This window comes from Gemmobacter megaterium (assembly GCF_900156815.1).
Classification (GTDB): domain Bacteria; phylum Pseudomonadota; class Alphaproteobacteria; order Rhodobacterales; family Rhodobacteraceae; genus Wagnerdoeblera; species Wagnerdoeblera megaterium.
This window is the reverse complement of record NZ_FTOT01000003.1, coordinates 86,198-106,386: the sequence shown is the minus strand read 5'-3', so window position 1 is coordinate 106,386 and position 20,189 is coordinate 86,198. Positions and strand designations below refer to the sequence as shown.

General features: G+C 64.2%; 18 protein-coding genes. 9 read left to right on the top strand and 9 right to left on the bottom strand.

Going from position 1 to position 20,189, the window contains the following annotated elements; translation table 11 throughout:
* Positions 1–3 precede the first annotated feature (3 nt).
* From BW970_RS09150 to BW970_RS09135, 4 genes are read left to right on the top strand one after another with little or no spacing between them, the layout of a single operon-like run.
* Positions 4–681: a GntR family transcriptional regulator gene (locus BW970_RS09150; RefSeq protein WP_200799280.1), complete on the top strand. Its 678-nt coding sequence runs from the start codon at positions 4–6 to the stop codon at positions 679–681.
* 18 nt (positions 682–699) lie between these two features.
* Positions 700–1,467, top strand: a complete 768-nt coding sequence (locus BW970_RS09145) for an ABC transporter ATP-binding protein (protein WP_076530433.1) — start codon at positions 700–702, stop codon at positions 1,465–1,467.
* Positions 1,464–2,237 (top strand): ABC transporter permease, encoded by a 774-nt coding sequence (locus BW970_RS09140; protein ID WP_076530431.1) that lies wholly within the window; start codon positions 1,464–1,466, stop codon positions 2,235–2,237. The genes BW970_RS09145 and BW970_RS09140 overlap by 4 nt, the downstream gene beginning before the upstream one ends.
* On the top strand, positions 2,234–3,010 hold the full coding sequence (locus tag BW970_RS09135; RefSeq protein ID WP_200799279.1) for an ABC transporter permease: 777 nt from the start codon (positions 2,234–2,236) through the stop codon (positions 3,008–3,010). The genes BW970_RS09140 and BW970_RS09135 overlap by 4 nt, the downstream gene beginning before the upstream one ends.
* 54 nt (positions 3,011–3,064) lie before the next feature.
* On the opposite strand, the gene BW970_RS09130 is transcribed toward BW970_RS09135, so the two are convergent.
* Entirely contained in the window at positions 3,065–5,212 is a 2,148-nt protein-coding gene (locus BW970_RS09130; RefSeq protein ID WP_076530429.1) for a malate synthase G, read from the bottom strand.
* A gap of 101 nt (positions 5,213–5,313) precedes the next feature.
* Here BW970_RS09130 and BW970_RS09125 point away from each other — a divergent pair, with 101 nt between their 5' ends.
* A complete protein-coding gene (locus tag BW970_RS09125; RefSeq protein ID WP_076530427.1) occupies positions 5,314–6,093 on the top strand; it encodes an IclR family transcriptional regulator in 780 nt (259 codons plus the stop codon).
* A 96-nt stretch (positions 6,094–6,189) separates the two neighbouring features.
* Here the strand turns inward: BW970_RS09125 and BW970_RS09120 are convergent, their stop codons facing one another.
* Positions 6,190–7,653: a M81 family metallopeptidase gene (locus tag BW970_RS09120; protein ID WP_076530425.1), complete on the bottom strand. Its 1,464-nt coding sequence runs from the start codon at positions 7,651–7,653 to the stop codon at positions 6,190–6,192.
* Positions 7,654–8,258: 605 nt separating this feature from the next.
* Between BW970_RS09120 and BW970_RS09115 the strand changes: the two genes are divergently transcribed.
* From BW970_RS09115 to BW970_RS09100, 4 genes are all read left to right on the top strand, one after another.
* Positions 8,259–9,296: an ABC transporter substrate-binding protein gene (locus tag BW970_RS09115; protein WP_076530423.1), complete on the top strand. Its 1,038-nt coding sequence runs from the start codon at positions 8,259–8,261 to the stop codon at positions 9,294–9,296.
* A 79-nt stretch (positions 9,297–9,375) separates the two neighbouring features.
* Entirely contained in the window at positions 9,376–10,530 is a 1,155-nt protein-coding gene (locus BW970_RS09110; RefSeq protein WP_076530421.1) for an ABC transporter ATP-binding protein, read from the top strand.
* On the top strand, positions 10,527–11,363 hold the full coding sequence (locus BW970_RS09105) for an ABC transporter permease (protein WP_076530419.1): 837 nt from the start codon (positions 10,527–10,529) through the stop codon (positions 11,361–11,363). Before BW970_RS09110 ends, BW970_RS09105 begins: the two co-directional genes overlap by 4 nt.
* Before the next feature lie 3 nt (positions 11,364–11,366).
* The gene (locus tag BW970_RS09100; protein ID WP_083701193.1) at positions 11,367–12,164 is read left to right on the top strand and encodes an ABC transporter permease; all 798 of its coding nucleotides are present in this window, start codon (positions 11,367–11,369) and stop codon (positions 12,162–12,164) included.
* 121 nt (positions 12,165–12,285) lie between these two features.
* On the opposite strand, the gene BW970_RS09095 is transcribed toward BW970_RS09100, so the two are convergent.
* The 7 genes from BW970_RS09095 to BW970_RS09065 form a co-directional block, all read right to left on the bottom strand.
* Complete coding sequence (locus tag BW970_RS09095) at positions 12,286–13,677, bottom strand: MmgE/PrpD family protein (RefSeq protein ID WP_076530417.1); 1,392 nt, start codon at positions 13,675–13,677, stop codon at positions 12,286–12,288.
* Positions 13,674–14,564: an ABC transporter permease gene (locus BW970_RS09090; protein WP_083701192.1), complete on the bottom strand. Its 891-nt coding sequence runs from the start codon at positions 14,562–14,564 to the stop codon at positions 13,674–13,676. Before BW970_RS09090 ends, BW970_RS09095 begins: the two co-directional genes overlap by 4 nt.
* On the bottom strand, positions 14,561–15,490 hold the full coding sequence (gene nikB, locus BW970_RS09085; RefSeq protein ID WP_076530415.1) for a nickel ABC transporter permease: 930 nt from the start codon (positions 15,488–15,490) through the stop codon (positions 14,561–14,563). The genes BW970_RS09090 and nikB overlap by 4 nt, the downstream gene beginning before the upstream one ends.
* Before the next feature lie 93 nt (positions 15,491–15,583).
* Positions 15,584–17,086, bottom strand: coding sequence for an ABC transporter substrate-binding protein (locus BW970_RS09080; RefSeq protein ID WP_076530413.1), 1,503 nt, complete (start codon positions 17,084–17,086; stop codon positions 15,584–15,586).
* Positions 17,087–17,131: 45 nt separating this feature from the next.
* Positions 17,132–18,178 carry an ABC transporter ATP-binding protein gene (locus tag BW970_RS09075; RefSeq protein ID WP_076530411.1) on the bottom strand — a complete coding sequence of 349 codons (1,047 nt, stop codon included), beginning with the start codon at positions 18,176–18,178 and terminating at the stop codon, positions 17,132–17,134.
* Positions 18,175–19,149, bottom strand: coding sequence for an ABC transporter ATP-binding protein (locus BW970_RS09070; RefSeq protein WP_076530409.1), 975 nt, complete (start codon positions 19,147–19,149; stop codon positions 18,175–18,177). Before BW970_RS09070 ends, BW970_RS09075 begins: the two co-directional genes overlap by 4 nt.
* 191 nt (positions 19,150–19,340) lie before the next feature.
* Entirely contained in the window at positions 19,341–20,162 is an 822-nt protein-coding gene (locus BW970_RS09065) for an IclR family transcriptional regulator domain-containing protein (RefSeq protein WP_200799278.1), read from the bottom strand.
* Positions 20,163–20,189: the final 27 nt, after the last annotated feature.

Sequence of the window (20,189 nt, the reverse complement as noted above, 5' to 3'; positions counted from 1 at the left end):
TTCGTGAACGACCTGACTGACGACACCGACCTGACCCTGGCGGAGCGCGCTGCGCTCCGTCTTCAGCGCGAAATCCTTGCCGGTGCGTTCGCTCCCGGCGACAGGCTGGGGGTCGTCGAACTGGCGCGTCAGTATGGAATGGGAACCACCCCCGTCCGAGAGGGGCTGTCACGGCTGCTGTCGCAAGGGCTGATCGTTGCCACAGGGCGGCGCGGCTTTCGGGTGTCCGAAATCAGCCGCGCCGATCTGGCCGACCTGACCGCCCTGCGCGCGGTGATAGAGATCGAAGGCGCCCGGCTTTCATTTGCAAGCGGCAACGATACATGGGAGGCGGAAATCCTCGCCACGCTGCACCGGATGCGCAACTATGTGCGGCGTGCCGGGATTGCGGCACTGGAAGGCAACCCCGACTATGACGCCCTGCACAAGGGGTTTCACATGGCGCTTATCGGCGGATGTGCGTCGCCCCGGCTGCTCGACACGGCCTCGACGCTGTATGATCAGGCCTATCGCTACCGGCGGCTGATGATGCGCAAGCTCGTCGATCCCGACGCGCTGATCCTGCACCACGAAGAATTGGCAGAGGTCGCATTGGCCCGCGACCTGCCCCGCGCCGCCGTTCTGATCCGGGCCCATCTCGAAACTACGCTGCGCTATGTCTACCCCGAGCCAGCCGATTGACCAAAGGATGATCCATCCGTGACCGAAGCCCCGAAATTCGCCTTTGCCAGTGCCACCCTGGCGCTGGGGGGAAAGACGATTCTCCAGAACATCACGTTCGACATCGCGGCAGGTGATTTTGTCTGCATCATCGGTGCCTCGGGCTGCGGCAAGACCACTGCGCTGCGACTGGCGGCGGGGCTGTATCAGCCCACGACGGGCGAGGTGCGTCTGGACAGCCACCCCATGACCGCGCCGCGCCCGGATGTCGCCATCGTGTTCCAGGACTACGGCAAGGCCCTGCTGCCCTGGCGCACCGCAACGGGAAACATCTCGCTGGCGATGGAGGCCGGGGGCGTGCCCAAGGCGGAACGCGGCGACCGCATCGCCGAATTGCTGACGCTGGTCGGTCTGTCGGGCCAGGGAGAGAAATACCCCGGCGAGATGTCGGGAGGGATGCAGCAGCGGTTGCAGATCGCGCGCTGTCTGGCACAGAACCCCTCGGTCCTGTTGATGGACGAACCCTTTGGCGCGCTGGATGCCATGACGCGGCAAGGCTTGCAGGACGAGGTGCTGGAACTGGTCGCGCGGTCGGGCACCACGGTGATCTTTGTCACCCATGATCTGGAAGAGGCGATCTATCTGGGCGACCGGGTGATCGGCCTGTTGCCGCATCCGGGCCGTGTGGGCATTGACGTGCCCGTCCGCCTGTCACGCCCCCGAGACCAGTTGACCACGCGCGAAGACCCCGAATTCCTGCGTCTGCGGCGCGAGCTGTTCGACTTCATCAAGGGGTCCGAGGCATGACCGCAACGGGACGCCTCAACTGGCTGGGTATGATCCTGCCGCTTGCGCTCGTGCTGGGGCTGGAGCTGTGGTTGCGCACGGCCGGGATCGTGACCGACATTCTGGCACCGCCCAGTCAGGTGATCGTTGCACTGATCGGCGGGTTGCTGAACGGCACGATCCTTGCCGCCACGCTGAAAACCCTGACCGGCGCCTTTGGCGGGCTGTTGATCGGCGGGTCGCTGGGAATGCTGCTGGGCATCGTCTTTGCCGTGGTCCCGGTGATCGACCGCGCGATGGAGGTCACGGTCGAGGCGCTGCGCCCCATTCCGTCGGTTGCGCTGCTGCCCGTGGCGCTGATGGTGTTCGGCTTTGGCTATGGAATGGAATTCGCCATCGTCGGAAAATCGTGCTTTTTCCTGATGCTGATCCTGACCCGATCGGCGGTGCGGGGCGTAGAGCCGCGCCTGCGCGAGGTCGCGCGCGCGCTGCGGCTGTCGCGGGCCGCCACCACATGGAAAATCATCCTGCCAGCCAGCCTGCCGCGGCTGTTCGTCGCCTTTCGCCTGGCCGCCAGCCTGTCGCTGGTCATTTCGATCACGATTGAAATCGCGGTCAACCCGCAGGGGCTGGGCTATGCGATCATGACGGCGCAACAGGCCCTGAGACCGGATCTGATGCTGGCCTATTTCGTCTGGATCGGCCTTGTGGGCCTGTGTCTGAACGCGGGCCTTCTGTTGGCGCAGCGCACGCTCTTTGGCCGTGCGGCCCTGACGGAGGAGGCACGATGAAATCGGTCATGGTGTTCACCTGGGCCGGCCGGGCCGCCAGTTTCGCCGTCGCCGCCTGCGTGATCTGGATCTGGCAGATGGTGGCCAATTCCGGCGCGATTTCGCCCTTGTTCCTGCCAGGGCCGGACAAGGCATGGGCATCGCTGCAACGTGGCTTTGCGTCGGGTGTGCTGTTGCGCCAGACCTTTGGCACATTGCAGCACATGTTCTTTGGCTGGCTGGTCGCATCGGTGCTGGCCATCGTGCTGGGGTCGATGATCGGCATGTATCCAACCGCGCGCCGCGCAGTAACGCCGCTGCTGGAATTCCTGCGCCCGCTGCCAGCCTCGGCCGTGATCCCGCTGGCCATTGCCTTCATGGGGCTGTCGAACGGCATGGCAACCTTTGTGATTGCCTTCGGCACGCTCTGGCCGATGCTGTTGTCCACCATCCATGGCTTCTCGTCGGTCGAACCGCGGCTGTACGAGGTGGCACGGGCGCTGAACATCGGGCGGCTGGAAACGATCCGCAAGATCGTGCTGCCCTCGGCCTTGCCCGACATTCTGGCGGGGATGCGGATCAGCGTCACCTCGGCCCTGATCCTGTCGGTGGTCTGTGAGATGATCGCCGGACTGGACGGGTTGGGGCATTACATCATGGTGTCGGCCCGGCTGTACCGTTCGCCGGATCTGTTCGCTGGCGTGATGCTGCTGGGGGCCATCGGCTATCTGTCGTCGCTGGTGGTGACGATGGCCGAAAACCGGCTGCTGCGCTGGCGCCACCGCGGGCACTAGCGGCGGGGTAAAGATGCCGCCAGAGGCTGGCGGCATCTGCCGGCTACGGTCTGGCTACGCCGCCTTGACCACACGCCGCCAGGCATGAAGCAGCGGTTCGGTATAGCCCGAGGGTTGGGTCGCCCCTTGAACGATCAGATCGCGCGCGGCCTGGAATGCAGGGCCGTCATAGCCGGGCGCCATCGGGCAATAGGCCGGATCGCCCGCATTCTGCCGGTCAACCGCGACGGCCATGCGGCGCAGGCTTTCGTCCAGTTGCGTCTCGGTGATCAACCCGTGCATCAGCCAGTTGGCCAGGAACTGCGCCGAAATGCGCAGCGTCGCCCGATCCTCCATCAAGGCCACATCGTCGATATCGGGCACCTTGGAACAGCCGACGCCCTGATCGACCCAGCGCACCACATAGCCCAGGATCGACTGGCAGTTCAGGTCCAGCTCATAGGCGATCTGCTCGGCCGACAGGTTGCGCCGCCCCATCAGCGGCGGGGTCATCAGCGCATCCAGACTGGCGCGGGCGCGGGTGGCCAGATCTGCCTGCCGGGCAGCCACATCGAGCAGGTGGTAATGCGTCGCGTGCAATGTGGCCGCCGTGGGCGAGGGCACCCAGGCCGTGGTTGCCCCCGATTGCGGATGGCCGATCTTGGCGGTCAGCATTTCGGCCATAGCATCGGGCTTGGCCCACATGCCCTTACCGATCTGGCCCTTGCCGCGCATCCCCGTGGCCAATCCCGCATCGACGTTGCCATCCTCATAGGCCGACAGCCACGGCGCAGTTCGGATTTCCGCCTTGGGCAGGACGGGACCGGCCTGCATGACGGTATGGATCTCGTCGCCCGTGCGATCCAGAAAGCCGGTGTTGATGAACACGATCCGGTCCTTCAGCGCCCGGATACATTCCCGCAGATTGGCCGAGGTGCGGCGTTCCTCATCCATCAGCCCCAGCTTGACGGTGCCAAAGGGCAGGCCCAGCAGCCGTTCCACCATCGCATAGGTGCGGTCGGCAAAAGCGGCCTCATCGGGGCCGTGCATCTTGGGCTTGACCACATAGACCGACCCGCTGCGCGAATTGCGCGGGCCATCGGTCTTTTGCAAGTCATGCAGGGCGGCGGTGACGGTGACCATCGCATCCATCAGGCCCTCGGGCACCTCTTGCCCGTCCAGCAGGACGGCATCGGTGGTCATCAGATGCCCCACGTTGCGCACCAGCAGAACGGCGCGGCCCGGCAGGGTCAGGGTCGATCCGTCCGGCGTAGCAAAGCTGCGGTCGGGGTTCAGGCGGCGGGTCATCACCTTGCCGCCCTTGTCAAAGCTCTCGGTCAGGTCGCCCTTCATCAGCCCCAGCCAGTTGGCATAGGCCAGCACCTTGTCGGCAGCGTCGACGGCGGCCACCGAATCCTCGCAGTCCTGAATGGCGGTCAGCGCCGATTCCAGAACCACATCGCGCAGGCCCGAGCGGCTCGCAGCCCCGACAGGGTGCGACGGGTCGAACACCAGTTCGATATGCAGGCCGTTGTGGCGCAGCAGGATCGACCGTTGCGCACCGTCACCCGACATGCCAGCCAGCGCCGAGGGATCGGCCAGCCCGGTGCTGCCAGCGCCCAGGGTTGCCACCAGGGCACCATCCTGCACGACATATTCCGTCACCTCTGCGTGGCTGCCCGTGGCCAACGGCACCGCCTGATCCAGGAAGCCGGCCGCCCATGCCACTGCCTGCGCGCCCCGCACGGCATCATAGCCCTTGCCTGCGGGCGCACCTGGCAGCGCATCGGTGCCATAAAGGGCATCGTACAGGCTGCCCCAACGCGCATTCGCCGCGTTCAGCGCAAAGCGGGCGTTCATCACCGGCACCACAAGCTGCGCCCCGGCAACCGACGCGATCTCGGGGTCCGATGGCGTGGTGGCCACGCTGAACTCTGGTCCTTCGGGCAGCAGATAACCGATCTCGCGCAGGAAATCCTGCCAGGCGGCATTGTCCCAGCCCTGCCCGCGACGTGCCGTCAGCCAGGCGTCGATCCGGGCCTGCATCTGATCGCGCACGGCCAGCAGGCGGCGGTTCTCCGGCGCCAGATCGGCCAGCAGGCTGGCAAACCCCTGCCAAAAGGCATCGGCACCAAGGCTCAGCCCCGGCAGCAGTTGACGTTCGACGAAATCGGCCAGTTCCCCGGCCACCTGCAACCCGGCGCGCGTGACATAATGGCTCATTCCTCGGCCCTCCTTGGCGGTTTGGGCGACTAGACCCCGTGCCGCGCGGCAATGCCACAATAACGTGGAACTTTTCCACGATACGGAATATCCTTGGCGGAATGGAAACCCAGGGCTTTGTCCAATCCGTTGATCGCGCCTTGTCGCTGCTCGAACGTCTGGCTCAGGCGCCCGAAGGGCTGCGCCTGTCGGATCTGGCACGCGACTCGGGGTTGGCAGTGTCCACCGCGCACCGCCTGCTGACCACACTGGAACGGCGCGGATTTGCCCAGTTCGACGCGGCCCAGGCGCATTGGCATGTCGGGCGCAAGGCGTTCACGGTCGGCATCGCCTATACCCGCTGGCAAAGCCTGATCGCCACTGCGATGCCGTTCCTGCGCCGCCTGCGCAACATGACCCGCGAAACCGCGAACCTTGGCGTGCTGGAGGACGGCGAGGTCGTGACGCTGGCCCAGGTTGAAAGCCGCGAGATCATCCGCGCCATCTCGCCACCCGGCGGGCGCTCGCCGGTCATGACTTCGGGGCTTGGCAAGGCCATTGTCGCCACCTGGCCCGATGCCGAGATCGAGGCGCTGGTCGCGCGCCACGGGTTGCCCCGCATGACGCGCCACAGTTTGCAGGAGATCGACGCAGTGCGCCGGGAAATGCAGGCGATCCGCGCGGCTGGCTATGCGTTCGACAACGAAGAGTTCACTCCGGGCCTGCGCTGCGTGGCGGCCACCGTCTGGTCGCCGGGCGGCGAAGCGGTGGCCGCCATCTCCATTTCGGGACTCGCGGCGCGCATCAGTGCCGAAGACATGCCGCGGATCGGAACCACAATCCGCGCCCTCGCTGCCGAAATGACCACCGCCATGGGCGGAGTCCCTCCAGCCGCACCCTAGCCGCTGTTGACAGGCTGGCCTGATGGATCGGGCACCCCCCACGACCAGACCACCAAAAGCTCCGGCCGACCGCTGAGGCGATCCGCCGATCCAGGCCTAGGTGGGAAAGGGCCCGTCAGAGATGGGCCAGTAGTTTCCATCCCGATGCCTGTAGGGGCTCTCGGGCCCTTCGAACCGCACGGCCGTCGGAGAACGGGCGTAGAATATCCCGGATGCAACAGGCGCGAAGCCTGCATGGAAATGCTGGGTCGACTTGACGACAACCACCGGCGCGGTTGTCAGCTCGACCCCCAGCCCGGCGAACGCATCGGGATGAAAGGTCTGTACACGTTTGTCGGTCATGGCGATACGGATGCCGCCACCCGTTTCGACCAGCGCGGCGCGTCCACATGACATCTGCTGGCCACCCACCGTCGTCTGCCGCAAATCATCGACAACGCAAAGAACCGTGACATCAAGATCAAGCGGCGGGCCGGACCTTGCGCTGAACTTGCCGCCGATGCGCAGGGTCAGGGCGGCGCCTTCACCGGCACCGGCGCAGGTCTGGACCGCCATCGGGTCGAACAGCAGGCCCAGAACAGCCCCACGGGCTTCGGCGTCGATCAGCGCGCGCAAAAGATAGGTGCTGTCGGCGCCCGCGCCGGTGCCGGGGTTGTCCGCCACATCCGCCACGACGACAGGACCGCGCGGCGCGGCCAGAGCCGCCTGAACAGCCTCTGCCTCGGTCATCATCCTGGGCCGGGTCTGGTGCCGCAGATCCCAGATCTGCCGGGCGAGGGCGTCGGACAGCGTCTTGGCAGCCTCGGCATCGCCATCTGCATAGACCAGCATCCGCGACCCGAGTTCCGGCATGTCGCCAAGCGCGAAACCGTGACAGAAACTGATCGACAGGGCAGACCCGTCGGCCTCCAACGCCTTCATCCGGGCGACAAGATCGGTCATCGGCGGCTTGGTCGTGTGCCAGACCGATATGATGTTGCAGTCGGTCACGGCGGCGACAGGTCTGATTTCCCCTCTGTGCATCCTGAGCGCCAGCGACCACAGGTCTTCTGCGGTAGGGACGATATCCGTATGGGGATATTCCTTGTAGGACACGATCAGGTCTGCGGACGCCAACATGCGCCGCGTCAGGTGGCAATGCAGGTCCAGCTCGCACCCGATCACCGCATCCGGGCAGATCGCCCGGATCTCCGCAAGCAGCGCCCCTTCGCAATCGAACTCATCCGTCGCGATCATCGCCCCGTGCAGGTTGAGCAAGATCATGTCCACCGCCCCAGCAGCGCGAATATCCTCGATCAGCCGGTCTTTCAGGTGGTGCCAGACCTTGGTCAGCGTCGTGCCGCCCGGCTGCGCCGCAGCCGCCAGCCCCTCGATGACCTCGATACCTTCGGCTGTGGCCCGTTGGCGCCAGACATGCAAAGGCGCCGTGAAATGCATGGGCTCCGATTGTGTCGCGGTCCCGTGGAAAAGGCCGCCCTGTTCGAAATCCGCAAGGGTGGTCGGAACAGGGCTGAACGAGTTTGTTTCCGTGGCGATACTGCCAATGAACAGTCGGGTCATGTGATCTCTTTCGAAGCGGTGAAGGACTGGCGACAGGGGCAGGACAGTCGCGGCCCTGCCGATGGGTTCGAGGTCGTGGGGGGCAGGATCGCGGCCCGGAACGCCCCCGGTGGCGGCTGGCGTTGCGCCCGGCGGGCCTCCCGACACTCCGGGGGCGGCCGGGCGGTGCGGCGGCCACGAACCGCGCGAGCGGTCATCGCCTCATCGACCGGCATGGTACGTTTGGCCTCCTGTCCCGCTGCGGCCCGGAGTCTGCGCCCTACCGTCGGCCGCAGTCATTCCAAAATCCTGTTTCCAGGCATCTGTACCGGGACGCTATTGGCTTTTCCCGCTGGGTGATAATGCAAAGCAAACACCAATCCATTCCGAAATGTTATCTCCGCCCTTGTCGCTCGGCCTCCTAATAACATGACTTGGAAAGGAAAATATTTCTGCGCCGCCGCATGACAGTGCGAACACCGCAGGGCGGCGACAGGGACGCGACGATACATAATCAGTTGTTATGATTTTGATCGCCTATTGAATTTTACAGGGCCCTGCCCGCCCCAGCACAGTGGGGCGACAATTGGCCACACACTGCAGGGCCACAACCAACGGGGATCGAAATGAACAGATTCATCAGCGCCGCGACAGGCGTGCTGATCGCCACTCTGGCAACCGGAACATCGGCCGAAGTCATCCATGCCACCTGGGGCGGTGGCGGTGCCAGAACCTTGGCCGACTTTGTGCAACAACCCTTTACGGAAGAAACCGGGATCCGCACCCGTGTTGTCGAGGTGCCGAACACCGCCGGCGCGGTACGCTCTCCGACCGCCTCGCAGTACAATGCGGTAACAGTGACCTTCTTCGAAGGCGTGGGCCTTTCGGGAACGGACCTGCTGGAGGGTTTCACCGACGAAGAGATCCCCGAGGTCAAGAACCTGCCGCCCGAAGTCGTCATCCGCAATGACGACGGCCTCATCGTCGGGATCCCGACCTATTTCGCGTATTACGGCATCGTCTACAACGACGACCTCGCCGACGCCGAGGATTTCAAGAGCTGGAAAAGCCTTGCCGACCCCAAATGGAAGGGCAAGCTGGCGATCACCCGCCCGGTCTATGCGGCGGCCTATGATCTGACGATGTACGCCCATGCCAATGGCGGCGACGCGGCGAACATCGAACCTGGGGTCGAGTTGCTGAAGGGGCTGATCTCGAACTCGCTGACCACCTACACCTCGCTGGCGCATATGAACACTTTGCTCGGCACCGGCGAAGTGACGGCCGTTCCGTTCTATTCCAGCCGCGTCTGGCACCTTCAGAAGGAAGGTCAGAAAAACATCAAGATCGCCATCCCGGAAGAAGGCGGCCTGATGCTGGCCTATGCCGTGGTTTCGCCCAAGGGATCGGGCAACCGGGAAGAAACACGCGCGTATCTGAACTATCTTGCCGGCGCGAAAAGCCAGATCGCCGTGTCGGTCGAAGGCGGCGGCATTCCGACCAACAACACGGCGGAACTTCCGAAGGAATACCTTGAACAGCTCGGCACCACGCGCGAGGCGCTGATGGCACAGATGTACGTGCCCGACTGGAAGATCATCTGGGACAATCATGAAGAGCGCATCGACATGGTTGAACAGTTGATGTCGGCGGTCAGGAACTGACGCTGCACCTGCCGACACCTTTCCTGAACTGGCCGGGCCTGGCCCGGCCTTTTTTCAGACCCCAGAGCCCGAGAGCAATATGATACGCCCAACCCCGATCCGAGATGCCGCCGTCGGAACCATCGACATAGAAAACGTCTCGAAATCCTACGGGGATTCCGAGGTACTGTCCGAGGTTTCGCTTTCTATCCCCGCAGGCAGCTTCCTTACGCTGCTTGGCCCCTCTGGCTGTGGCAAAACCACGCTGTTGCGGCTGATCGCGGGCTTCATTTCCCCGACCCGCGGCGCGATCCGCATCGACGGGCGGGATATGACGCAGGTGCCGACACAGAAACGGCCGATCGGGATGGTGTTCCAGAACCTCGCGCTCTTTCCACATTTCTCGGTGGCCGAGAACATCGCCTACGGGCTGAAGCTGCGCGGGATCTCCGCCTCCGAAATAGAGACACGGGTCGGCAGCTTCATTCAGCTCGTGGGTCTCGATGGTCTGGGCGAACGGCGCATCGCGCAGCTTTCCGGCGGGCAAAAGCAGCGGGTCGCGCTGGCGCGGTCGCTGGTGCTTGAACCGGCGATCCTGCTGCTGGACGAACCGCTGTCGGCGCTTGACCTGCAACTGCGCAAGCAACTGCAATTCGCCCTCAAGGACATCCAGCGACACCTTCGCACGACCTTTGTCTTCGTCACCCACGACCAGGAAGAGGCGACGATGATCTCGGATCGCATCGTGGTGATGAGCAACGGCAACGTCCAGCAGGTAGGCACCCCGCAGGAGATCTACGCCGATCCGCAGAACCTGTTCGTGGCGAAATTCATCGGCGAGGTGAACGAGCTTCCGGGCCGTGTCCGTTCCGCCGGCCAGCACCTCGCGGTCGAGACCGGCGCCGGTACGTTCCAGTTGCCGGTCGGAGTGGCACGCGGGCTGACACCTACGGCGGGGAATAGCGTCACCATCTGCCTGCGGCCCGAGAAAATCGCCATACTCGACACCGGAGTGCCGCCGGCTTCCGGTATGGTCACCGCCGAGGCCCGCGTGCTCGATACGCTTGTCATCGGCCCGCTCACCCGCATCACCCTTGAGGCGCAGGGCACGCGGATGATCTCTGTCCAGATGACAGATGCGCTTGGCCCGCTGCGGCAGGGCGCGATGGTCCGCATCGGTTTCCCGGCAGATGCCGCGCGGGTCTTTGCACCCCTGACCGCCGATCTTGCCTCCGCCTTCGGAGAACACGCATGAACACCGGCGAAAAACCGACACTGGCCAAAGGGCTGATGCTCTTGCCCGCGCTGATCGTGCTGGGGCTGTTCTTCAGCTCGGTCATCATGCTGTTTTCAAACGCATTCGTGGATCGGGGCGGTTTCTCTCTGCGGTACTTCGAACAGATTTTCTCGCGGCCGGACTATCATGTCGTCTTCTATCGGACAGTGATCACCTCGATCATCGTGGCGCTGCTGGCGGTTCTGCTGGCCTATCCGATCGCGCTGTTGCTCTGGCGATCCGAGAAACACCGCAACATGCTGCTGATCGTCGTGCTTGTGCCATGGCTCGTCAGCCTTGTCGTGCGGACCTATGGCTGGATCATCCTGCTGGGGCCCAAGGGCTTCGTAAATGCGTTTCTAGGCTGGGTCGGCGTGATCGACACGCCCCTCAAGCTGATGTTCAACGACACCGGAATCATCATCGGGCTGACCCATGTCCTGATCCCCTTTGCCGTGATCTCGATCCTGGCCTCGCTTCTGTCGATCGAGGAAAACCTGGAGGAAGCCTCGCGTGTGCTGGGCGCCGGACGCTGGCAGACCTTTCGCACCATCGTTCTGCCACTGTCGTTGCCGGGGGTCTTCACGTCGCTCATCGTGATCTATCTTGCCTGCGTCGGCGCCATCGTGACGCCATTGCTGCTGGGCGGGATCACCGAGAAGTTCGTGGGTTCGCAAATCTATCAAGAGGTGATGGCGACGTTCAACATGTCCAAGGCGGCCGCCTGGTCGATCTGCCTGTTGTCGCTGTCGTTCCTGTCCCTTGTCATCCTGAAAATCATCGAACGCCGCGCCCTGCGCGGGCAGGAGTAAGCCATGCGCAAGATGACCCCCCCGATGAAGATGCTCGGCATTGTGCTACTGCTGGCCCTGCCCGCGCCGATCTTCATCGTCTTCGGCGCATCCTTCAACGGCACCGGATATATTCAGTTTCCGCCCGTCAGTTGGTCCCTGCGCTGGTACGCAGAGGCATTCACGGATCCGAGATGGGGCCGTGCGGTCCTGACCTCGCTCTGGATTGCCGCTGTCGTGGCGACGCTGATCACGGCGATCAGTTTCCTCGCCGCCTATTTCACCCTGCGCTATGCGCCGAAGATATCGGGCTGGCTGGAACTGGCGATCTTCTCGCCGCTCTTTTTCCCACATGCCTCAATGGGCGTTGCGGCGGTGGCACTGATGGCCGGCATGGGAATCGTCGGCACGCCCTGGGCGATCATTCTGGCGCATCTGATGGTGACGATCCCGTTCTCCTACCGGCCAATCCACGTCGCGCTGAAATCGGTTGACCCCGACCTGATCCGCGCGGCAGAGGTGATGGGCGCCTCCGAGTTGCGCGCGCTTTGGGACATCATCCTGCCGATCTGCCGGTCGGGTATCCTGACCTCGCTTCTTTTCACCGGCATCATTTCCTTTGATGAGGTGACTGTGACGATGTTTCTGATCGGGCCGGACATCACCACGCTGCCAGTGCAGATCTTCACCTTCATCCAGGACGATGCATCGCCAGTGCTGGCGGCGATCTCGACCCTGTCGGTGGTCATCACCTTCGTTGCGATCCTGCTGCTGGAGCGTGTCGCCGGGCTTAGCTTCTTCGTCCAGCGTCAATCGAGCTGAACGCGCGGCGTCAGGCCTCAATCGCCCGCCCCCTCTTCGCCACTGGCGAAGAGGGTTTTCCTGTCGGGATGCCGCGCTGACCTCTCTGATCGGCAGCACACGCGCCGCCATGGCGCCCCCCTCAAAGCGGTTTGGCCAGGACCGCCAGCAGCGGCCTGTAGTCCTTACCTTCGAAATCACGCAAGGCCGCGAGGATCTCAGCCTGCCGTCCCTGAGGCACGACATCGCGGGTGGCAACGCAGAGTTTTTCGGTCAACTGACTGCGCGACATCGGATTTGCCGGGTCGCCCAAGGGATGGTGGACAACCCGCGCATATTCAGAGGCGGCCGTCCGTACAAAGATCCGCGCGCCGGTCTGGGCGGGAAAGGCGCTGTCCATTTCCGGATCGACCAGCAGCGTGACCCGGTTCGCAAAGCTGATCGCCGCCGCGCGGTGCAGGCTGTGCTGACCAAGCGGCAGCAGAGCGCTGATCCCTTCGGTGGCGGCGACGCCAAGCACGAAGGGAACGCTATACTGGGCGCCCTCCAGCGTATCCGGGTCTGTCTCGTTGTTCAGCTTCAACGCGCGCTCGAAGGTATGCACCGCGACAGTTTCGACCGCCTGCCAGTCCAGCCGTTCGGTGGACAGGATGTCATGCAGGCCATCGACGGCCGCATGGGCCCAACGGCAACAGGAATAGGGTTTGAAATAGCACCCCTCGATGGCGAACGACCGCCCCAGCCCGCGCAACACCGCCGCCCGGTCGAAATAGCCGGAATGGTCCAGAATGTCGGTTGGTCCGGTAAACCCGGCTTGCGCCAGCGATGTGGCCATGCAGCCCGTCGTCGCGCTCCAGGTGATCCCCTCCTTGGCGTGGTTCCCCATGACCTTGGAATATCCGGCGGCCGACTGGTTCGGCGCATGAACTCCGGCGATGGCCATCGCCTGCACCAGTTGCCGATGATCCAGCCGACGCAACAACCCGGTGGCAGCGGCGACACCATAGCTGCACCAGCGCCCCGTCGACATCGTGTCCAGGCGCGAAAAATCGCGCGCGGCAGCAACGCGAACGGCGATCTCGTAGCCAACGACGATGGCGATCATCAGATCCTGCCAGGTGCTGCCCTGCTCTTCGGCAATGGCCAGCGCGGCTGGAATGATCGCCGCGCCGGGGTGGCCACTGGCAGCGCGATGCCCGTCGTCCAGATCAAGGATACTGGCCGCCGTGCAGTTGCCCAGCACAGCGGCCATCGCAGGGGCCTTGTGCGCCGTAAACCACACCGAGGCGGCATCCTGCGCACCAAAGGCTGCAATCGCGCCAGTTCGGGCCGCCTCAGCGCCTGCGCCGTTGGCCCCCGCGACGGCGGCTGTCACGCAATCCAGCACACAGTTGCCGATAGCCTCGACCACCGAGGCCGGCAGATCGTCGAACCGCAGCGCCAGCGCGAAATCGGCAAGGTGGTCCAGCGCATCAAACCTGCGACGAGACGGAGAGACAACAGCCGGATCGGGTACTGCAACAGCGCCGTTCATGCCCGGCCTCCTTTCAGTCGGGGATCGAACGCATCGCGTAACCCGTCACCGATCAGGTTGATCGACAGGATCGTCAGCATGATCGCAATGCCGGGCAATGTGGCCAGCCACCAGGCATCCAGAATGAAATCCCGGCCCTCGGCCAGCAACATGCCCCAGGTGGGAGTTGGCGGCGGCACGCCCATGCCAAGAAACGACAGGCCGCTTTCCCAGATGATGTAATTGGCCGCCCGCACGGTCGCCAGAACCAGCACCGGCGAGAGGACATTGGGCAGGATGTGCAGGCGCAGGATTTGCAGGTCGGGCGTACCGATCGACCTGGCGGCGGCGACATATTCGCGCTCGCGCGCCGACAGAACGCTGCCGCGCACCGTGCGGGCATAAGTCACCCAGTCCGACAGAGCCAACACCAGCACGATGACGATCAGCGATGGCCCAAGGATCGCAATGACCGAGATGGTCAGCAACATGAACGGATAGGCCAGGAACAGATCGCCCACCCGCATGATGATCGTATCGACCCAACCGCCGAAATACCCTGCCAGAGTGCCAAGGATCAGCCCAACCGTGACCGCAACCGTCACCGTCGCCAGCGCGACCATCAGCGACACCTGACCACCAACGAGAATGCGGATCAACAGATCGCGGCCTAGGTTGTCGGTGCCCAGCGGGTTTGCCAGGGCGCCGTCCTCCATCCAGACCGGCGGCTCGAAGCGGTGCAGAAGGCTGGTGGCGGTCGGATTGGTGCCCAGCAGCATCGGCAGTACGAAACAGCCGAACAGGATGGCGGCAAACAGCCCCCCGCCGATCACCGCGCTGCGGTGGGCCCAGAACCGGCGGCGCCAACTGTCGCCAGGGCGGGGCGCCTGTTGCATGGTGACGCTCACTGGTCTGTCCTTCCAAGGCTGATGTTGGGATCGAGCCAAGTGTAGAGCAGATCGACCACAAGATTGACGACCACGAACACGATGGCCAGCATCATGACCGCCGCCTGAACGACCGGGTAATCGCGGTCCAGGATGGACTGCACGATCAGACGCCCCACACCGGGCCAGGCAAAGACCGTTTCGATGATGACCGCACCGCCCAGCAGAAAACCGAACTCCATCGCCGCGACAGTGACCAGCGGGATCAGCGCATTGCGCAACGCGTGTTTTCCGACGACCACCGTCTCGGTCAGGCCCTTGGCGCGAGCGGTGCGCACATAGTCCTGCCCCAGCACTTCCAGCATCGCGGACCGTGTCAGCCGGGCGAACAGCGCCACCAGCGAAGCCCCCAGCGCGACCGATGGCATGATCAGTTGTTCCCACGTCCCACGTCCCGAGGTGGGCAGCCAGTTCAACTGGACCGAGAACAGCATGATCAGCATGATGCCCAGCCAGAAATGCGGCATCGACAGGCCGAACAGCGCCAGCGTCATGCTGATGGTGTCCAGCCACCCGCCCCGGCGCAGCGCCGCGATCACACCCATGGGAATCGCGATGATCAGGCTGAGCACAAGTGCGGTCAACGCCAGTTCGAGTGTCGCTGGCAGACGTTCCAGGATCAGACCCAGCACCGGCTCGCGGGTATAGATCGACCGGCCCATGTCGCCTTGCAGGGCCGAGGCGACGAAATGCAGATACTGGACATGGATCGGTTCATCCAGCAGCAGGTCGCGGCGCAGCGTCTCTATCTGTTCGCGGGTCGCGTCCTGCGGCAGGATCAGGCCGACCGGATCGCCCGTCAGATGCAGAAAGAAGAAGCTGATCACAGAGATCCCGGCGACGATCAGGACAGCGTGCAGCAGTCGCCGCAGGAGATATCGGGACATGGCGGACTCCGGTACGCGCCCGCTGCGGGGCGGCGGCGAGAATGGGCAGGGATATGCCGGGCCGATCCGCACAGTGGACCGGCCCGGTGTCGATCAGGGGGTTGCAGGCGTGGCGAACCGCGCGAACAGGAAGCCATCGCGGCGGCCGGTATAGGCGACGTCCTTGGCCACGGCATAGGTTTCCGGCACAATGTAAAGATAGAGCCAGGGCGCCTCGGCATAGAGCTTGCGGTCTATCTCGCCATAGATGCGGGCACGTTCGTCACGGACCAGCGTCGAGCGGCCAAGGTCCAGGGCGGCATCTGTATCGGCGTTCTTGTAGTAGTAGTCCCGGCTGGCGCTGTGGAACAGGCTGTACATGTAGCGGTCGGGTTCCGGATTGTCGTCCCACCAATAGATGAACATCTGGAACTTGCGGCTCTTGTAGCCATCCCACATCACCGCGCGGTCCAGCGGTTGCAGCGTGACCTTGATGCCGACCTGTTCCAGATCCGCCGCGATGGCCTGGGCCTGTTCGCCGACCTGGGTCATGTTGGTCGGATAGGACAGCGTGGTTTCGAACCCATTCGGGAAACCGGCGTCGGCCAGCAGCGCCTTGGCCTTGGCCGGGTCGTAGGGATAGGGTTGCAACGCCAAATCCGCGCCAAATGTACGCGGGCTGATCGGTCCAGCAGCCAGAATGCCACGGCCGTTGAACAGCGCGTCGTTGATCAACTGACGGTTCACGGCATAGTTGACTGCCTGCCGGACCCGTTCATCGGTGAAGTGGCCGTCCAGCGTGTTCAGCCCGACATAGGGCATGACCCCCATGCTGTCCGTCAGCGCCCCTTTGCCCGATCTCTCGATGGTGGTCTGGCTGCGCACCGAGATGCCCTCGACGATCCCCGACTCTCCTGCCAGGAACGCGGCGACGCGCGCGCTTTCCTCGGGGATGCTGCGAAAGATCACCCGGTCATACCCCGGCTTTTCACCCCAGTAGCCATCGAAGGCTGTCAGCACGACGTCGCCGCCGCGGTCCCAGCTTTCCAGCTTGTAGGGACCGGCGCCGATCGGGGCGCGGTTGAACGCGTCCTTTTCCGTCGCGGCGGTCGCCTTGGGCGGCACGATGGGCAGGTAATAGCTCATCAGGTGCAGGATCGGCGCAAAAGGCGCCTTGGTCTTGAACTCGATGGTCAGATCATCGACCACGCGGGCACTTTCGATCTGGCTCATCCGTCCGGCATGGGGCGAGGCAAGATCAGCCGAGAGAAGACGGTCGAACGAATACCGCACGGCCTCGGCATCCACCGGCTCGCCATTGTGGAAGGTCAGGCCGGGCTTCATGCGAACCACAAGGGTCTTGTCGTCGGGAAACTCCCACGACTCCGCCAGCCCCGGCGCCACGCCGCCATCTTCGAGCGGTTCGAACAGCCGGTCGATGATGTTGAACGCGACGTTCAGCGAATGTTGCAGGTTGTTCTGCATGGCATCCAGACCGACCGGCTCGGCCGACTGGACAACGATCAGTGTGCGGCTTTCGGCTGCCGCGGCCCCGGCCCAGACCGCAAGGGACATCGCCCCCAGCAGAACCTTGGCCTTTCCAGAAAGAAAGCTCATGTGTTTGACCTTTGTTACCTCGTGTCGGGTGAAAGCGGGCCTTTGTCAGGCTCTTGTTGACGGGCCGGCGGGGCCGGTCCGTGGCGATGGCGGTATGGGCGCGGCGCCCGGTTGCGTGTGCAGGTGGCAGGCCGACCGGCGCCCCCGCGCGATTTCGGCCAGCGCCGGCGCGATCTGCCGGCAGACCGGCATGGCAAACGGACAGCGCGTGTGGAAATGGCACCCCGGCGGTGGCGCCAGTGGCGACGGAATCTCGCCCTGCACCGCCAGACGCGGGCCGCGTCCGGTGACGCGCGGCACGGGCACCGCAGAAATCAGCGTGCGGGTATAGGGATGTTGCGGATCGCGGAAGATCTGTTCGACCGGGCCTTCCTCGACCACGCGCCCCAGATACATCACGGCGACCCGGTGGCAGATATAGCGGATCGCCCCCAGATCGTGGCTGACGATCACAAGCCCCACCCCGGTTTCCGACTGGATGCGGCGCAGCAGATTCAGGATCTGCGCCCGCACCGACACATCCAGCGCCGAGACAGGTTCGTCCCCGACCAGAAGCGCAGGATTCAGCACCATGGCGCGCGCGATACCAATCCGCTGGCGCTGGCCGCCGGAAAACTCATGCGGATGGCGATCCAGCACATGGGCACCAAGACCCACCACCTGCAAGGCTTCGACGATCCGCGCGTCCCGATCTGCGCGAGACCCCTGACCGTGCACTCGCAGCGGCTCGTCCACGATCTGGCGCACCGTCATGCGCGGATTGAGCGAGCCGAACGGATCCTGGAACACGATCTGCATATGCCGACGGACACCGCGCAGTTCGGCGGGCGACAGGCGTGTCAGATCCTCGCCGCGAAAGCTGATCGTGCCCGAGGTCGGCTCGATCAGCCGCATCAGCAGCCGCGACAGGGTGGACTTGCCGCAGCCCGATTCCCCGACGATGCCCAGCGTCTCGCCAGCGGCCAGCGACAGGGAAACACCATCGACTGCATGGACCTGCCGTGGCGGACGGAACAGCGATCCGCTGCCGATCTGGAAGCGCTTGGTCAGCCCCGTTGCGGTCAACAGCATCTTGGCGGGCCCGTCCGTCATTTCGCCACCTCCCAGCAGGCGACCCGATGATCGGGGCCAATCCTGGTCATGGGTGGCTGCGTGGTCCGGCAGATGTTCCGGGCAAGTGGGCAACGCGGGTGGAACCGGCACCCCGTGGGCCGGCTCTCCGGTGCGGGGACCATGCCCGGAATTTCGAACAACACGTCGGGCAGCGTTTCCGCATCCGGCTGCGGCAGGGCGTCCAGCAGCCCGCGGGTATAGGGATGCTGCGGGTTGGAAAACAGCTCTGCCGTTGGCGCCTCTTCGACGACGATGCCGGAATACAGCACCGCCACGCGATCCGACACCTCCGCGATCACACCCAGATCGTGGCTGATGAACAGGACCGAGGTGTCGTATTCCCTGCGCAGGTTGCGCATCAAATCCAGGATCTGCGCCTGAATTGTCACGTCCAGCGCGGTTGTCGGCTCGTCCGCGATCAGGATCTGCGGTCGGCAGGCCAGTGCCATGGCAATCATCACACGCTGCCGCATCCCCCCCGAAAGTTGCGCCGGATAGTTGCGGATGCGCGTCTCGGGCGAAGCAACCCCGACCGCGCGCAGCGCCTCGATGGACATCGCACGGGCCTCCCGGCGCGAGACCTGGCGATGAACGCGGAATACTTCGGACAGTTGCGAACCGATGGTCAGCACCGGGTTCAGCGCGGTCATCGGTTCCTGAAACACCATGCTGATCCGGTCACCGCGCAAGCCCCGCAGGTCTTTGGCGGACATGCGGGTCAGATCGCGCCCTTCCAGCCGGATGCTGCCAGAGGTGATACGGGCACCGCTTGGCAGCAAGCCCAATATGGATAGCGACAGGATGCTTTTGCCACACCCCGATTCCCCGACAATTCCAAGCGTCTCTCCGGCGGCCAGCGACAGGCTGACACCATCGACCACCGACGCGGAACCGAAGCCGATGCGAAGATCCGAGATCTCCAGCAATTCTGGTCGAGCATCGTGCTGCATCCCGAGCCTTTCGTGGTGACCTAGTGAAATGTGCGTATATCGCGCATACTGCCGATATGCGCACAAACTAGAAACCAGAACGCAGAGTTGTCAACCCATGATGTCGCCTCATCGGCAGACAGCCATGACCAGGGGCAGAAAGAATGGCGAGACGGATGTCGGAAGGCCGGACTGATGCGCCCCGGCAGCCCTTATAGCAGGCCGGCGGGCCGCTCGATCTCGCGTGCAGCGCGGCGCAGGACAGGCAGGATTCGGTCCACCATGTCCTCGACGCTGCATCTTCCGATCGACGCGCCGACCGCCAGTGCAGCGATGACCCGGTTGCGCCGGTCGCGCACAGGCACAGCAATGGACCGGGATCCCAGCTCGAATTCCTGATCCTGGAAGGAATAGCCCTGCTGGCGGACCTGATCTATGCGCGCCAGCAACGCATCGCGGCTGGTGATGGTGTATTCGGTCAGCGCCTGCGGCGGCCAGGCGCTCAGCAGCGCATCCAGTTCATCATCGGCCAATGCGGCCAGCATGACCTGCCCCATCGCCATCGCATGGGCGGGCAGGCGCAGGCCGATTCCCGCCGTCGGCCGGGCGCTCAGGCGCGGGGGTTCGACCCGACCGATGTAAACGATGTCGGCCTGGTTCAGCACTCCCAATGAACAGGCTTCTCCGACCTCACGTGCGACGCTTTCCATGGTGGACCGCGCGATTTCCGGCAATCCGAACGAAGACAGGTAGGCATAGCCCAATTCCAGCACTCGGGCTGTTAGCTCGAAGGTCTTGCCGTCGGTCGTCGCATGTCCCGTGTGCACCAGCGTCAGCAAAATCCGCCGCGCGGCCGCACGGGTCAGGTTTGTGCGCCGGGCCACTTCGGTAGGCGTCATGCGCGGCGACAGACGATCAAAGCAGGCAATGACCGACAGCCCGCGCATCAGGGTCTGCAATAGATCGCCGTCGCGCGCGGTCTTGTCTGCCTCATCGTCCATGATCTGCACCACCTCTTCCATGCGACACCGCACGATACCCCCCGCAACAGACAAAGGGCA

Coding starts and splice junctions, on each gene's coding strand:
- BW970_RS09130 (WP_076530429.1), bottom strand. CDS start 5,212: ATGAGCCATTATGTCACGCGCGCCGGGTTGCAGGTGGCCGGGGAACTG.
- BW970_RS09095 (WP_076530417.1), bottom strand. CDS start 13,677: ATGAACGGCGCTGTTGCAGTACCCGATCCGGCTGTTGTCTCTCCGTCT.
- BW970_RS09135 (WP_200799279.1), top strand. CDS start 2,234: ATGAAATCGGTCATGGTGTTCACCTGGGCCGGCCGGGCCGCCAGTTTC.
- BW970_RS09140 (WP_076530431.1), top strand. CDS start 1,464: ATGACCGCAACGGGACGCCTCAACTGGCTGGGTATGATCCTGCCGCTT.
- BW970_RS09105 (WP_076530419.1), top strand. CDS start 10,527: ATGAACACCGGCGAAAAACCGACACTGGCCAAAGGGCTGATGCTCTTG.
- BW970_RS09110 (WP_076530421.1), top strand. CDS start 9,376: ATGATACGCCCAACCCCGATCCGAGATGCCGCCGTCGGAACCATCGAC.
- BW970_RS09125 (WP_076530427.1), top strand. CDS start 5,314: ATGGAAACCCAGGGCTTTGTCCAATCCGTTGATCGCGCCTTGTCGCTG.
- BW970_RS09115 (WP_076530423.1), top strand. CDS start 8,259: ATGAACAGATTCATCAGCGCCGCGACAGGCGTGCTGATCGCCACTCTG.
- BW970_RS09100 (WP_083701193.1), top strand. CDS start 11,367: ATGCGCAAGATGACCCCCCCGATGAAGATGCTCGGCATTGTGCTACTG.
- BW970_RS09080 (WP_076530413.1), bottom strand. CDS start 17,086: ATGAGCTTTCTTTCTGGAAAGGCCAAGGTTCTGCTGGGGGCGATGTCC.
- nikB (WP_076530415.1), bottom strand. CDS start 15,490: ATGTCCCGATATCTCCTGCGGCGACTGCTGCACGCTGTCCTGATCGTC.
- BW970_RS09070 (WP_076530409.1), bottom strand. CDS start 19,149: ATGCAGCACGATGCTCGACCAGAATTGCTGGAGATCTCGGATCTTCGC.
- BW970_RS09075 (WP_076530411.1), bottom strand. CDS start 18,178: ATGACGGACGGGCCCGCCAAGATGCTGTTGACCGCAACGGGGCTGACC.
- BW970_RS09120 (WP_076530425.1), bottom strand. CDS start 7,653: ATGACCCGACTGTTCATTGGCAGTATCGCCACGGAAACAAACTCGTTC.